15 protein-coding genes and 2 tRNA genes are annotated in these 13,084 nt (G+C 25.6%); 13 read left to right on the forward strand and 4 right to left on the reverse strand.

Translation table 11 applies throughout. The features are described from left to right. Positions 1–2: 2 nt before the first annotated feature. Positions 3–443, reverse strand: a complete 441-nt coding sequence (locus ACTT9P_RS04665; protein WP_440909531.1) for a zinc-ribbon domain-containing protein — start codon at positions 441–443, stop codon at positions 3–5. Positions 444–535: 92 nt separating this feature from the next. On the opposite strand from ACTT9P_RS04665, the gene ACTT9P_RS04670 reads away from it, so the two are divergent. The 10 genes from ACTT9P_RS04670 (at position 536) to ACTT9P_RS04715 (ending at position 8,886) form a co-directional block, all read left to right on the forward strand. Next, positions 536–612, forward strand: a tRNA-Pro gene (locus ACTT9P_RS04670). 5 nt (positions 613–617) lie between these two features. After that, positions 618–899, forward strand: a complete 282-nt coding sequence (locus tag ACTT9P_RS04675; RefSeq protein ID WP_440909532.1) for an ETC complex I subunit — start codon at positions 618–620, stop codon at positions 897–899. Positions 900–902: 3 nt separating this feature from the next. Next, on the forward strand, positions 903–1,892 hold the full coding sequence (locus tag ACTT9P_RS04680) for a putative transporter (protein ID WP_440909533.1): 990 nt from the start codon (positions 903–905) through the stop codon (positions 1,890–1,892). Next, on the forward strand, positions 1,892–2,833 hold the full coding sequence (gene glpX, locus ACTT9P_RS04685) for a class II fructose-bisphosphatase (RefSeq protein ID WP_440909534.1): 942 nt from the start codon (positions 1,892–1,894) through the stop codon (positions 2,831–2,833). The genes ACTT9P_RS04680 and glpX overlap by 1 nt, the downstream gene beginning before the upstream one ends. Next, a complete protein-coding gene (locus ACTT9P_RS04690) occupies positions 2,833–4,524 on the forward strand; it encodes a single-stranded-DNA-specific exonuclease RecJ (protein ID WP_440909535.1) in 1,692 nt (563 codons plus the stop codon). Before glpX ends, ACTT9P_RS04690 begins: the two co-directional genes overlap by 1 nt. Before the next feature lie 35 nt (positions 4,525–4,559). Then, positions 4,560–4,634, forward strand: a tRNA-Glu gene (locus ACTT9P_RS04695). Positions 4,635–4,638: 4 nt separating this feature from the next. Next, positions 4,639–4,893, forward strand: a complete 255-nt coding sequence (locus tag ACTT9P_RS04700) for a GIY-YIG nuclease family protein (RefSeq protein ID WP_440909536.1) — start codon at positions 4,639–4,641, stop codon at positions 4,891–4,893. Next, positions 4,883–6,997 carry a glycosyltransferase gene (locus ACTT9P_RS04705; protein ID WP_440909537.1) on the forward strand — a complete coding sequence of 705 codons (2,115 nt, stop codon included), beginning with the start codon at positions 4,883–4,885 and terminating at the stop codon, positions 6,995–6,997. The genes ACTT9P_RS04700 and ACTT9P_RS04705 overlap by 11 nt, the downstream gene beginning before the upstream one ends. Next, positions 6,997–7,857: a glycosyltransferase family 2 protein gene (locus ACTT9P_RS04710; RefSeq protein ID WP_440909538.1), complete on the forward strand. Its 861-nt coding sequence runs from the start codon at positions 6,997–6,999 to the stop codon at positions 7,855–7,857. The genes ACTT9P_RS04705 and ACTT9P_RS04710 overlap by 1 nt, the downstream gene beginning before the upstream one ends. A gap of 24 nt (positions 7,858–7,881) precedes the next feature. Further along, positions 7,882–8,886 carry a glycosyltransferase gene (locus ACTT9P_RS04715; protein ID WP_440909539.1) on the forward strand — a complete coding sequence of 335 codons (1,005 nt, stop codon included), beginning with the start codon at positions 7,882–7,884 and terminating at the stop codon, positions 8,884–8,886. Here the strand turns inward: ACTT9P_RS04715 and ACTT9P_RS04720 are convergent. Next, positions 8,879–9,718 carry a hypothetical protein gene (locus ACTT9P_RS04720; RefSeq protein WP_440909540.1) on the reverse strand — a complete coding sequence of 280 codons (840 nt, stop codon included), beginning with the start codon at positions 9,716–9,718 and terminating at the stop codon, positions 8,879–8,881. The genes ACTT9P_RS04715 and ACTT9P_RS04720 overlap by 8 nt on opposite strands. A 1-nt stretch (position 9,719) precedes the next feature. After that, positions 9,720–10,700, reverse strand: a complete 981-nt coding sequence (locus tag ACTT9P_RS04725; protein WP_440909969.1) for a site-specific integrase — start codon at positions 10,698–10,700, stop codon at positions 9,720–9,722. 110 nt (positions 10,701–10,810) lie between these two features. Here ACTT9P_RS04725 and ACTT9P_RS04730 point away from each other — a divergent pair, with 110 nt between their 5' ends. Genes ACTT9P_RS04730 through ACTT9P_RS04740 form a run of 3 tightly spaced genes read left to right on the forward strand, consistent with a single transcriptional unit; the run spans position 10,811 to position 11,745 of the window. After that, complete coding sequence (locus tag ACTT9P_RS04730) at positions 10,811–11,011, forward strand: DUF6356 family protein (protein WP_440909541.1); 201 nt, start codon at positions 10,811–10,813, stop codon at positions 11,009–11,011. 40 nt (positions 11,012–11,051) lie between these two features. Continuing rightward, positions 11,052–11,489, forward strand: coding sequence for an N-acetyltransferase family protein (locus tag ACTT9P_RS04735; protein WP_440909542.1), 438 nt, complete (start codon positions 11,052–11,054; stop codon positions 11,487–11,489). Next, entirely contained in the window at positions 11,470–11,745 is a 276-nt protein-coding gene (locus ACTT9P_RS04740; protein WP_440909543.1) for a methylated-DNA--[protein]-cysteine S-methyltransferase, read from the forward strand. Before ACTT9P_RS04735 ends, ACTT9P_RS04740 begins: the two co-directional genes overlap by 20 nt. A 477-nt stretch (positions 11,746–12,222) precedes the next feature. On the opposite strand, the gene ACTT9P_RS04745 is transcribed toward ACTT9P_RS04740, so the two are convergent. Further along, positions 12,223–13,077 (reverse strand): DMT family transporter, encoded by an 855-nt coding sequence (locus ACTT9P_RS04745; protein ID WP_440909544.1) that lies wholly within the window; start codon positions 13,075–13,077, stop codon positions 12,223–12,225. Between the last annotated feature and the right edge of the window lie 7 nt (positions 13,078–13,084).

The raw sequence follows: 13,084 nt of genomic DNA on the forward strand, positions 1-13,084 counted from the left end.
ATTTAAAAAATAAGATCTTTAATGAAAAATTTAACATCTTTCAATATTTCAATTAAATTAAATAAATAAAGTTCTAAATTTGGAAAAATACCACTAAGAGGTGATTTAAATGTGTCTAAAATAATTAAGAAGGCTGTAAGCGTAATAATCGATACAATAAAATAAGCTAAAGTCTTTATGAATACAGCACCAAAATTTAAATTAGAAAATTTTGAATTAATTTCATTTACATTGGCACTATCTGTTTCAATTTGTTCATAATTATTAAAGTTTCCATGATTAGCAGGGATTACTTCTTCTGATACAATTGCTTCATTTGTATTTGAAGTTTTAAAAAACCATTTATGGTCACAAGAACTACATTGCAACATTCGACCATTTTCTGGTATTAAATTATCCTCAACATCAAATTTTTTTAAGCAATTTTGACAGCTAATAATCATAACTTTTTTATAACAGAAATGCTCAAAATGTCCTTAATTTGATGATCTTTATTCATTGAAAATTATTATAAGTACTGTATTAGTTATTTTCTCGGAGTGTAGCGCAGCCTGGTAGCGCATCTGGTTTGGGACCAGAGGGTCGCAGGTTCGAATCCTGCCACTCCGACCATTAGTATGAAAAAAGCTAAAATCTACATACCAAATAAAAACCCAATGCAATCTGGTTTAGGGAAAACTTCTAAATGGATTTTAGAATTTGAAACAAATAATCCTACCAAAAATCCTTTAATGGGATGGGAAAGTTCTGATGATACTTTAACTGAACTTAAGCTTGAATTCTCCACAAAAGAACTTGCATTAGAATATGCAAAAAAAAATAAAATTGATGCTGAATTAATTGAACCTAGAAAAAGAAAAATTGTTAAAAAATCTTACGCAGATAATTTTTTAAAATAAAAAATGTTTAAATTTTTTACACAAAAAAAATGGTTTCTTTGGAGTATATTTGGATCTCTTTTTATTTTAATATCTACATGGTATCAAGTTCAACTTGATGTAAAAATTAATGAATGGTTTGGTGAATTTTACGACACTCTTCAAAAAGCTTTAACAACACCAAATTCAGTTTCTGAAAAAGAATTTATTGGTTATCTTTTCACTTTTGCAAAAATTGCAGCTTTATGGATTTTGATTGCTGTATTTACAGGTTTTTTTACTAGTCATTGGGTTTTTAGATGGAGAACTTCAATGGCAGAATATTACCATGAGCAATGGTCGAATGCGAGATTAACGGAAGGTGCCTCTCAAAGAGTTCAAGAAGACACACTTAAGTTTGCTAGAATTATGGAAGGTCTTGGAACTGGATTATTGGATAGTTTAATGACTTTAGTGGCATTCACTCCAATTTTGTGGGGTCTTTCAAAACAAATAGATGTTTTGCCTTGGATTGGTGAAGTTGATCATGCGCTAGTTTGGGTAGCGATAATTTCAGCATTAGGAGGAACATTGTTACTTGCTGCTGTTGGTATCAAATTACCTGGCATTGAATACGATATACAAAAAGAAGAGGCGGGTTATAGAAAAGAATTAGTACATGGTGAAGATGATCCTATAAGAGCTGCTCCTCCAACTATTGGTCAATTGTACAATAGAGTAAGAGGAATACATTATAAATCTTATTTTCACTATTTGTATTTTAACACTGTCAAATGGAGTTATTTTCAAGGAATGGTAATTGTTCCCTATTTAGCATTAGCACCAACAATTGTTACTGGAGCAATCACTTTAGGATTTGTTCAACAAATCACAAGAGCATTTGGTAGAGTTGAAGGATCATTACAATACTTAGTGAAAAGTTGGTCAACAATTGTAGAACTAATTTCTGTATGGAAAAGATTAAGGGAATTTGAAGATAAACTAAATGCTAATAAAGATATTCAAATTGCTTAATGACAATTGATAAAAAATTTATTGATCAACTTATAGAAGTATCTTCAAGAGCTGCTTATGCTTCATCACATATAGTGGGAAAAAATGACAAGATTGCTGCAGATAAAGCTGCCGTTGATGCAATGAGACAATGTCTTAATAAAATGGATATTAATGGAAAAGTTGTTATTGGCGAAGGGGAGCTTGATGAAGCTCCCATGTTATACATTGGTGAAGAATTAGGTACTAAAAACGGTCCTGATATTGATATTGCAGTTGATCCTCTCGAGGGGACAAATTTTGCAGCTAAAAATCTACCAGGAGCATTATCAGTTATTTCAATCGCAGAAAGAAACAATCTTTTTCACGCGCCAGAAACTTATATGAATAAAATAGCTGCTAAAGTTGATCAAAAAAATATAGTTGATTTAGATTTTAGTGTTAAAAAAAATTTAGACAACCTTGCCCAATATAAAAATAAAAATATTGAAGACTTAACAGTTTGCATATTAGACAGATCAAGGCATAAAAAAATTATTGAAGAAATACATAATAATAGCTCAAAAACTAAACTTATTACTGATGGTGATGTTGCTGGAGCGTTACTAGTAACAAATGATGAATTTAAAGTTGATTTATTTCTTGGTATCGGGGGAGGTCCAGAAGGGGTTTTGGCCGCTTCTGCTTTGGATGCATATGGATGTTTTTTTCAGGGAAAATTTTTATTTGAAAATAAAAATGACAAACAAAGAGCAAAATCAATGGGTATCAGTGATTTTGAAAAAAAATATTCACTTAATGAAATTGTTTCTGGAGATTCAATTTTTTGCGCGACAGGTATTACATCGGGTGATCTTGTGTCTGGCATCCAATCTTATGACAAAAGTTTTACATCTGAAACTCTAGTTACTCATAAAAACTCAAACTTTAAACGAAAAGTCAAAAGAGAATACAATATCTGATGATTTCAATTTCAGGTAAAGAATGGACCGAAATTAAACACAATAATTTAAAAGTTAAAAAAATATCTCAAGATTATGAATTTAATGAAATTATTTCAAAAATAATTTCAAATAATAATTTTACAAAAGAAGAAATTTATTCGATTAATAATTTAATAAATTTTAAGAATCCTTTTTTATTAAATTCAGATTTTAACAAATCAAAAAATATTATTATCCGACACATTAAAAACAAAAAAAAAATTTTAGTTATTGGTGATTATGATGTTGATGGATCTGTATCAACAGTAATGTTTTTAAAATTATTTAAAGATATTAATCATCCGTTTGATTTTTATATACCTGATAGAAATAAAGACGGTTATGGTATTTCAATTGATTTATTTAAAAAACTTAAAAAGAGATTAACAGATTTAATTATCATTTTGGATTCAGGTTCTAAATCAAAAAAAGAAATAGATTATTTAAACACACTACAAATACAAACAATAATTATAGATCATCATGAAATTATAAAACCATATCCTAAAGCAACTGTTTTTATAAATCCAAAAAAAAATTATGATAATAAATTTTTAAATAATCTTTGCTCTAGTGCTCTTGCATATTTTTTAATTGAATTAATTTATAAAGAGTTAAAATTAGATTTTCAAAAAAAAAAATACAATTTACTCTCAGCATTGGCAACTATATGTGATGTGATGCCTTTAAATAACTTAAATCGTTATATAGTTAAAAAGGCAATTAATGATTATCATTATAAATTATTTTATTTTTTTGATTTAATTTTAAAAAAAAATAAAAAAAATAATGAATTAAAAGTAGAAGATTTTGCTTATTTAGTAGGACCAATTCTTAATTCGGGTGGGAGATTAAATAAATCTTATCTAGCAGTAGAATTAATGATCTCAGATGATAGGTTAATGATTGAAAAAATTTACAATCAACTTGTTGAATTAAATCTTAAAAGAAAAGAAATTGAAAAAAACATCCTACTAAATTTAGATTTTGAAAAGTTAAAAAACGATAAATCAGATATATTACTTATTAAAGATATAGAAATACCAGAAGGACTTATCGGAATAATCGCTGCTCGTTGCGTTGAAAAATTCAATAAACCAACTTTTGTCATTACTCAATCAGGAAATAGATTAAAAGGATCTGCTAGATCTTTACTCAACATTAATATTGGATCAATTATTAATAATGCTGTTCATTTAAATATTCTTGAAAGTGGGGGTGGACATAAAGCTGCTGGAGGTTTTAATTTAAGAAAAGAAAATTTTTATAAATTTAAAGATTATTTAAGTTCACTTAAAATTTCGTCCATTGAAAACAAAAAAAAATATATTTCTAAAATATCATCTACAGCATTAAATATTAATTTTATAAAAAACATTAATAAACTTGAACCGTTTGGTAATGGTAATCAAAAACCTCTTTTTTTAATAGAAAATTTAAAAGTATTTAAACCAAAGATTATTAATAAACTACATATTTCATGTTTATTAAAAGATAATAAAAATAAGTTTTATGATTCTATTGCTTTTAATGTTTTAAATTCAAAAATAGGTGAATATTTATTAAATTATAAAAAAGAAATTAGTGTTTTAGCTGAACTAAATATTTCCTATAAAAATAATAATATGGTTAATATTAACATTATTGATATTATTGCTAAAAAACCTTGATAATTCGAAACTTTTACAATAAAAGACTAGCTCTTGGTCCCTTCGTCTATCGGTTAGGACACATGGTTTTCATCCATGAAAGAGGGGTTCGATTCCCCTAGGGACCGCCACATAATGCCTTTTTTTGTTTACATGTTAAAGACCATAGACAAAATAAAACCTAAAACTTATGTGGGTTATACAATTGATATTCCAAAAAGATTGAAATTACATAATTCTAATAAAGGTGCTAAATCAACAAAAGGTTATAAGTGGAAAATAATCTTCAAAAAAAAGTTTAAAAGTAAAAATGAAGCTATGTCATATGAATATCTACTTAAAAATGATAGAAAACATAGATTATCTATTTTAAAAAAAAATGATTGTTAAAGGAAATATAGCTACCGTTTTACCTTATAAAGAAAATTATACTTTTAGTGGAGCACAAGCAGCAGCTTTATGGGTTAGTGAGTTTTTCAAAAATTCAAGATTTAAAAAATCTAATTATATTTATGGTAGTACAAATTCAAAAGATTTCTTAACAAAAAATTACATAAATATACCTCTAAAAAATAAAAATAAATTTCAAAGCACCACAAGTGAATATTGTGATAAATTTTATGAATTAATAAAAGGTGAAGATGTTGATATAATTGAGATACATAATAGACCAACAATATTCATAAATTTAAAAAAAAGAATAAAAGTCAAATATATCCTTTATTTTCACAATAATCCCCTGATGATGAAAGGATCTAAATCAGTATCTGAAAGACTTTGGCTTTTAAAAAATGTTGATAAGATAATTTTTGTTAGTAAGTGGACACAAAAAAAATTTTTTGAAAATTTAGATGAAAAATTAATGAACGATACAGAAATTATTTATCCAAGTGTAAACAAGATATCTCATCTTCCTTTAAAAAAAAAATATATAACGTTTGTTGGTAAATTAAATATGTCAAAAGGTTATGATATATTTAAAAATGCTATTACAAAAATTTTAGATAAACATGAAAATTGGAAAGCTTTTTCAATTGGTAATGAAGAACGCAGACAAATATACATAAATCATTCAAGACATAAAGAATTAGGATTTCTGAATCATAGTAAAGTAATCAATCATTTAAAAAAAACAAGTATTGCGGTTGTTTGTTCAAAATGGGAGGAGCCTTTTGGTAGAACTGCTTTAGAAGCATCATCTTTAGGTTGTGCAACAATCATTTCAAACAGAGGAGGTTTACCAGAGACTTGTAAACATAAAATTATTTTAAAACATAATAATGAAATCGAACTTTATAAAGTAATTAACAAACTAATATTACATAAGAATTTAAGAACTCAAATTCAAAAAAAAGCTTATTTAGACGTTACCCATATAATTAAAACAAATACTGTGATGATCGACAAAATAAGAAATAAATTAATTTATAATTTTAGTTTGAATTACATTACAAACAAAATGAAAATCATGAATATTTATAATATTGGACAAAAAATGAATCATAGACTTTACAATATTTCAATTGGTAAAAAATTTACCAATGGATTTATCAGAAATAATCATGATGTCTTAGAAATAAGTGATAGAGATTTTATCAAATCAAACAGATTTTTTTTAACAAATAATGCAAAAAAAAAATTTCAAAATTATTTGATCAAAACCTTCGAAAACTACAATCCTGATTTGTTATTGTTTGGTCATACAAATAATATTGACCAAGAAACTATATCTACTTTTAGAAATCATAAAAAAAATTTAATCATTTCTCAATGGAATGAAGACCCTATTATGAAAGGACTTGATTATTCGAAAAATAATATAGCTAATTTTAGTATTTATAAAGATTTAGTTGACCACAATTTTATAACAACTCATCCAGAAATTTTAAAATCTTATGGGTTAAATGTATCAAATTTTCATTTCTTTTTTGTGCCGGTTGATAAAAATATTGAATGTTTTGATGTTTATAAACAAAATCCTAACAAAGATATTTTTTATGCAATGAGTCATGGGGTTAACAGGGCAGGGTTAAAAAAAGGTAAAATCGATAATAGAATTAATTTCTTAAATAAGCTTGTAAAAAAAATAAGCGATGTTAGCTATGATTTTTATGGATTTGAAAACAAAGACCCTATTTGGGGTAATAATTTTAATGAAGCTCTTATAAATTCAAAAATGGGTCTTAATTTAAGTAGAGGCAAACCAACTAAATATTATTCAAGTAATAGAATTGCGTCTTTAGTAGGAAATGGTTTACTAACATTTATTGATAAGAAAACTCAAATAAATGAAATATTTAATAACAATGAAATTATATTCTATAAAGATATTGATGAATTAGCTGATCAAATAAAATTTTATAAAAAAAAAGACAATATAAGAAAAAAAATTGCTCAAAAAGGAAAAGCGAAATATTTCAAATTATTTAATGAAAAATTAACTACTAAATATATTTTAGATATATCGATTGGAAAACAATCTAAATTATTTTAATGCGAATAAGTATTTTAATAGCAACTTACAATAACATCGATTACTTAAAATTATTTTTACATTCGATACATCAAAACTCATTTTTTGAACATGAGATACTCATACATATTAATGATGGGTCTGATGGCACTTTAAATTATGTGAAACAAAAAAAATTAAATTTTACATATTCAGAGAAAAATATTGGATTATGTAAATCGATAAATCTTATTTCAAAAAAAGCAACCACTGATTATATCCTTTATGCTCATGATGATATGTTTTTTTGTAAAAACTGGGATGTGTATCTGACGGATGAAATTAAAAATATGAAAAATAATAATTATTATTTAGCAGGCACAAACATTTCAGTTAATAAAGGTTTAATAAATTATGATTGTGGATCAACATATAAAGATTTTAATGAGGACAAATTTAATCTTTTTTGTTCAACCGATAAATCAAAAGATTATCAAAGTTCACATTGGTCACCTCATTTAATTCATAAAAATTTATGGGAAGAAGTGGGGGGATTTAGTGAAGAATTTACTCCTGGTGATGGTTCTGATCCAGATTTATGCATGAAATTGTGGAAAAAAAAAGTTCGTATCTATCGATCTCTTTCAAAATTTAAAGTGTATCATTTTAATTCTGTAACAACTAGAAAATCAAAAATGAAATTAAATGATGGAACTAAAACATTTATTTTAAAATATGGTTTTTCGCCAAGATTTTTTAGAAAATATTTTTTAAAAGGTGATATTTCGAGAGAATACAATGGTGAATTATATGATCCAAAAATAAATTCTCAAATGATTTATGATTTAATAAAAAATAAATTAGTATACTATTATCTTAAGATACTTAATTTGTTAAAATAATTTATCTTAGAATATTTTTTTAACATGCCAAAGCCAACAAAAATTTATTTTATAGAAAATTCCTATGATCATAATGGAGAAGATTTAGATAATCCTAAAATTGGCGGTTCTGAAAAAACAACAATTAATATTACAAACGAATTATCGAAAAAAAAAAATCTGCTTATTAAAGTTTTTAATAATACATCTAAACCTAAAAAAATTAAAAACGTTATTTGGGAAAATATTAATAATTTATCTCTAAATGATATTCCAGACTATGTTATTGCTAAAGGTGATGCCAATTTATTTTATAAGTTAAATTGTAAAAAAAATTTTTTATGGTCTCATAGCATTCAATCAATAGAAAAATTTATTAGAAAAAAACAATTATTTCCATTTTTAAAATTTAAACCAAAACTAATATTGGAAGGCGAGTACCATTACAATAAAAGAAATTTTTTTACATCAATGTATGGAAAAAAAATTCTTGAAATTGCACCAGACTTTGAATTTTTAAATACGAAAATTGACAAAGATATAATACCAGATGCAAATGCCATATTTACTACAAAATCTGATAGAAATTTAGATTTTTTAATAAATTCATGGTTTAAAATTAACGAAAATATCAAAAATTCTAAACTATACATCAATCCTCCATATGAACTTAATTATAAGGAAATTAAAAAAAATATAATTATAAGAAATAAGGGCGATAAGTTTGATCTTATTAATGATTTAAAAAACTCAAGATTGTTTCTCACCCCAGGCCATAAAACTGAAGTTTTTTGTTTAGCAGCAGAAGAGGCAAGAGAATTGTGTGTTCCAATTGTTACAATGGGAAAAGGATGTTTATATGAACGAGTAATTCATGCTAAAACTGGGTATATCGCAAAAAACCAAAATGAATTTATTAATTACGCAACTCAAGTTTTGAGTGATGATAATTTATATTTATATTTAAAATCAAATTTATTTAATTTAAGAGGCTCTAAGAATTATTCAATTGTTGCTACTAATTTTCTTAAAATTTTAAATATCAATTAATAATCTTACTTATTATTTCTTTTTTTGTTTTTTGTAGATCTATATAGGTTTGTTTTTCATCATACATTCTGCTTTTTTTTTTTAAATTTGAATATGTTTCATCAAATAAATTTAAATTACTATCAACATTATCATGCTTCCATATTTTCTTTTTGGTAATTATAAATTTATATGTTCCTCTAGAAATATCACATAACCAATTATCTGCGTAATAATGATAAAATTCTTCACAAAGATAATAACCTAATGTTTCATACCACTTTTTACTAATTATTGGTGCATTGCAGTGTAAATAACTGTACTTTAATCCATCTTCATTTGCCCAAATACAATATGATTCATCCTTATGAAACTTGTTTGACTCTTTGTTTATTTCTTCGTCCCAATCTTTATTTAAATACATATCGTCATTGAAACCCCAAATTAGATTTCCTTTACTTTTTTTGCATAAATAATTCATTTTAGCTGTATTTTTTTCTATGTTTCCGATTTCTAAATAAATTTTCATTTTTTTGGAAAAATCTTTAATGATCTTTTTATACATAAAAATTTCTTTATCATCTTCATCTATAAATATTCTTAATTCAATAAAATCTATATTTTTTGTATTTTTATAAAGATGTTTAATAGCTTTATTCAATCTTTTTGATCTATTTTTTGAAATACAAACCAATGATATTAGGTTAACTCTTTTTTCTTTTTTGAATTTAAAAGATCTATAAAAATAAATTAAATTAGTAATATTTTTCCAATATATTTTTTTAAAAAAAATATTCACTTCCTTTTTTATGCTTTGTAAAATTGTTTTTTTTTCTTTAATAGGAGTATACATTTTAAAAATTTATCTTGTTTAATGCATTATTTTTAAATAAATTGGCTTCTTTGATATATCTTCTTACCATTTCTGTTGATTTATGCCCTGTCATTGCCATTATAGTTCGTTCTTCTGCACCAGCTTCAGCAGCAGAAGTTGCAAAACCTGACCTCAAGCTGTGTCCTGAGTAATTAGAGTTTTCAATTCCTGCTAACTTTAAATATTCTTTTATAAGTAAAGCGACTGTTTGGTCTGTCAATCTATTATCTGATAATTTTGATCCTTTGATAAATCTTCTAAATAATGCCCCTGAATTAATTTTTGAAATTTTAATCCACTCAATTATTGATACTACTGGACAATATTTAGAGTTTTCAAAGTAGGGTAGTCCTTTAACTGATCCTTCTCCAAATTGATCGGTTTTTGATCTTCTTAGATTTATTTTTAATCCCTCTTCAACAAAATCTAGATCTTCATAATCCAGTGAAACTATTTCATTCCTTCTAAATCCTCCTGAAAAGCCAATTAAAATTATTGATCTATCTCTAAATTTTTTTATTTCCTCAATTTTTAATTCATCTATTACATTAATAAGTTTTTTTAAGTTATTGATTAATAATGGTTTTTTACCTTTTTGAATACTTCCTTTTCTTCTCTTAATTCCCATTATATTTTCAATAATTGAGGGATGTTTAGTGTCTAAATAATGCCCTTTAAGCTTATGTATTACACCAATCGAAACTAATCTACGTTTTAAAGTACTCATTTTAATGTCTTTTTTTGACAAATTTGTTAAATATAATGATACTATTTTTGGGTTTGTTGGTAGTGGATTAAAACCATTCAGTTTACAAAATAAACTAAAATCATTAAAATCTGACTTATAGGCTCTTATAGTATTGTTGGCTTTAGAGTGTTTTAGATTTATTAATGTTTCTTCCTGCAGCTCTTTTAAGTTTATACTTAATTCTGATTTGGTTTTTGGTTTTATTTGAATCATTGAAAAAGGTTTTTTTAAAGTCATTTTTATATATTACTATTGATAACCATTAATTATCGTTAGTAATATAATAATAGAAATTAGAAGTCAATACTAATAATTAATTAATTATGATTAAAAAATCTAAAGAACATTTGAATTCAGTAAACGAAAGTTATTTCGAGCATATGAATATTGCAAGTAATGTTGGTTTTAAAATGCTTTCAGGTGGTTTAATGGCGCTTATACACGGCATAGTTCCTGGCATATTTCAAACTGATGCTAGTAATAAAATCAAAGAACTTTATGAATTCATTAATAAAGAAAGATAAAATAACAATAACAATTATTTAATTAAAATAATTAAAGTAAATGATTAGATATTTAGAAAGAAAAGATAAAGAAAATTGGATAAAATTGTATTGTGGATATGCAAAGTTTTACAAAGTTCCAATGACACAGGATATTTTAGATACTTTATGGAACTGGATACATGATAAAAACCATATAATTGAGGGTATTTGTTTTGAGTTAGAGGGAAAAGTTGTTGGGATAGCCCATTTTAGAACAATGCCAAGACCTATTAAAGGTCATTATATTGGATTTTTAGACGATTTATTTGTTAATCCAGATTATAGAAGACAAAAAATAGCCCAAAAACTAATAAATCATTTAAAAGGACTATCGAAAGATAAGAATTGGCAAGGAATTAGATGGATTACCCACTCCACTAATGAAAATGCGAAAAAATTATATGATAAAATAGCAATAAACACGGGATTTGAGTTATATGAGCTTAAAGGGGACTAAATTTCAGATAAAAGTTTGGAATTATTTAAAAAAAATACCCAAAGGTGAAACTAGAACCTATTTACAAGTAGCAAAAGCAATAGGAAATCCAAAAGCTCATCGCGCAGTCGCAAATGCAGTGGGTAAAAACCCCTATCCTCCCAAAATACCTTGTCATAGAGTAATTCGCTCAGATGGTAGTTTAGGTGGATACTCTGGTAAGGGCGGAATCAAGACAAAACTAAAATTATTAAGATCTGAAAAAGTTAAAATTTAAGCATTTTTTAAGGAATTTTTGGTCTTAAAAAGCCTATAAAATATGGCTTTTTTGTTTAAAAAGCCTATTTTTAGCAAAAATAGCTTAGTTCACCCTTCAGTTGTACTATTTAGCAGCTAGATATCAAAATAGAGCGTTCTATGGCCTATTAAACGCTATATTCACATAGTGCAAAGCTCAATGAACAAACAATATCAAAGCTTTTTTGAATGGGTTATTTATAGGGTTTTACAGTACTCATATAGTTAAAAAACATTAAATTTATTGGTTTTTTTAAATAATTTTGAGTTTTAATAGTATTTTAATTTTTTTGATTTTTTTTTGATTTAATATTTCAATTTTTATAAGTATATTTAGATTTTTACCTTATTTTTTACATTATTTTTATATTTTTACTATTATTAAAAATATAATAATTACAATAATTTAAATGCACAAATTAAAGTAATACTTTATATGTTAGTAAATAAATATTACTTATTTTTTTAATGATTTTACAATGACCTCTCTTCTAGAAATATAGACACCGCTCAAAATTATTATAAATAAACCTAGTAAAGTCCAATTATCAGGGAATTCATTAAAAACATAAAAACCAATTATAACGTTATTTACTATCTCAAAATAAGCTAATGGGGCTAATTTAGAAGCATCAGCTAATCTCAATGAAAGTATCAAAAATAAATGACCTAATGTTGCAAATAACCCAATACTAAACATCATTAACCATTGCTCTTTACTTGGAAAAACCCATACAAAAGGAATTATGAAGGTAGTGAGTAAGGCTCCTATTATTCCAGTTAATAATAATGTCAATAAAGGACTATCACTTGTACTTAATTTACGAGTTGCAATTAAATAAAAGGCATACATTATTCCAGTAGCGAGTGCAGCAATACTAGCAAGATTAAAGTCAATAAAACCAGGTCTAATTACAATTAGTGACCCTAGAAAACCAATTATAACAGCTGACCATCTTCTAAACCCTACTCTCTCATTTAATAAAAATGGTGAAAACGCTGTTACTACTAAAGGGCATACAAATGCTAAAGTAAGTGCTTTTGCCATTGATATTTTTGAAAGAGCATAAAAGAAAAAAAGCGTGGCAAAAAGTAATAATAATCCTCTAATGAGTTGAAGTTGTGGTTTATCGGTCCATTTAAATTGTTTTTTAAAAAAGATAAGTATTATTGGCAAAACAATTACTACTGTAAAAAAATATCTGGCCCAAACCACTTGAAGAACATGCATGTCTTGACTTAGGTATTTTGCAAAAGCATCCATGATTGGAAGTATAGACCAAGCGCACAGATTAAGAATAATCGCCTTCATTAGAATA

Source organism: Candidatus Pelagibacter sp. (genome assembly GCF_052048095.1).
In the GTDB taxonomy this organism is placed as follows: domain Bacteria; phylum Pseudomonadota; class Alphaproteobacteria; order Pelagibacterales; family Pelagibacteraceae; genus Pelagibacter.

What these genes read in the sequence shown, in the direction of transcription:
- ACTT9P_RS04665 (WP_440909531.1), bottom strand. Translation starts at nt 443, where the DNA reads ATGATTATTAGCTGTCAAAATTGCTTAAAAAAATTTGATGTTGAGGAT.
- ACTT9P_RS04675 (WP_440909532.1), top strand. Translation starts at nt 618, where the DNA reads ATGAAAAAAGCTAAAATCTACATACCAAATAAAAACCCAATGCAATCT.
- ACTT9P_RS04680 (WP_440909533.1), top strand. Translation starts at nt 903, where the DNA reads ATGTTTAAATTTTTTACACAAAAAAAATGGTTTCTTTGGAGTATATTT.
- glpX (WP_440909534.1), top strand. Translation starts at nt 1,892, where the DNA reads ATGACAATTGATAAAAAATTTATTGATCAACTTATAGAAGTATCTTCA.
- ACTT9P_RS04690 (WP_440909535.1), top strand. Translation starts at nt 2,833, where the DNA reads ATGATTTCAATTTCAGGTAAAGAATGGACCGAAATTAAACACAATAAT.
- ACTT9P_RS04700 (WP_440909536.1), top strand. Translation starts at nt 4,639, where the DNA reads ATGCCTTTTTTTGTTTACATGTTAAAGACCATAGACAAAATAAAACCT.
- ACTT9P_RS04705 (WP_440909537.1), top strand. Translation starts at nt 4,883, where the DNA reads ATGATTGTTAAAGGAAATATAGCTACCGTTTTACCTTATAAAGAAAAT.
- ACTT9P_RS04710 (WP_440909538.1), top strand. Translation starts at nt 6,997, where the DNA reads ATGCGAATAAGTATTTTAATAGCAACTTACAATAACATCGATTACTTA.
- ACTT9P_RS04715 (WP_440909539.1), top strand. Translation starts at nt 7,882, where the DNA reads ATGCCAAAGCCAACAAAAATTTATTTTATAGAAAATTCCTATGATCAT.
- ACTT9P_RS04720 (WP_440909540.1), bottom strand. Translation starts at nt 9,718, where the DNA reads ATGTATACTCCTATTAAAGAAAAAAAAACAATTTTACAAAGCATAAAA.
- ACTT9P_RS04725 (WP_440909969.1), bottom strand. Translation starts at nt 10,700, where the DNA reads ATGATTCAAATAAAACCAAAAACCAAATCAGAATTAAGTATAAACTTA.
- ACTT9P_RS04730 (WP_440909541.1), top strand. Translation starts at nt 10,811, where the DNA reads ATGATTAAAAAATCTAAAGAACATTTGAATTCAGTAAACGAAAGTTAT.
- ACTT9P_RS04735 (WP_440909542.1), top strand. Translation starts at nt 11,052, where the DNA reads ATGATTAGATATTTAGAAAGAAAAGATAAAGAAAATTGGATAAAATTG.
- ACTT9P_RS04740 (WP_440909543.1), top strand. Translation starts at nt 11,470, where the DNA reads ATGAGCTTAAAGGGGACTAAATTTCAGATAAAAGTTTGGAATTATTTA.
- ACTT9P_RS04745 (WP_440909544.1), bottom strand. Translation starts at nt 13,077, where the DNA reads ATGAAGGCGATTATTCTTAATCTGTGCGCTTGGTCTATACTTCCAATC.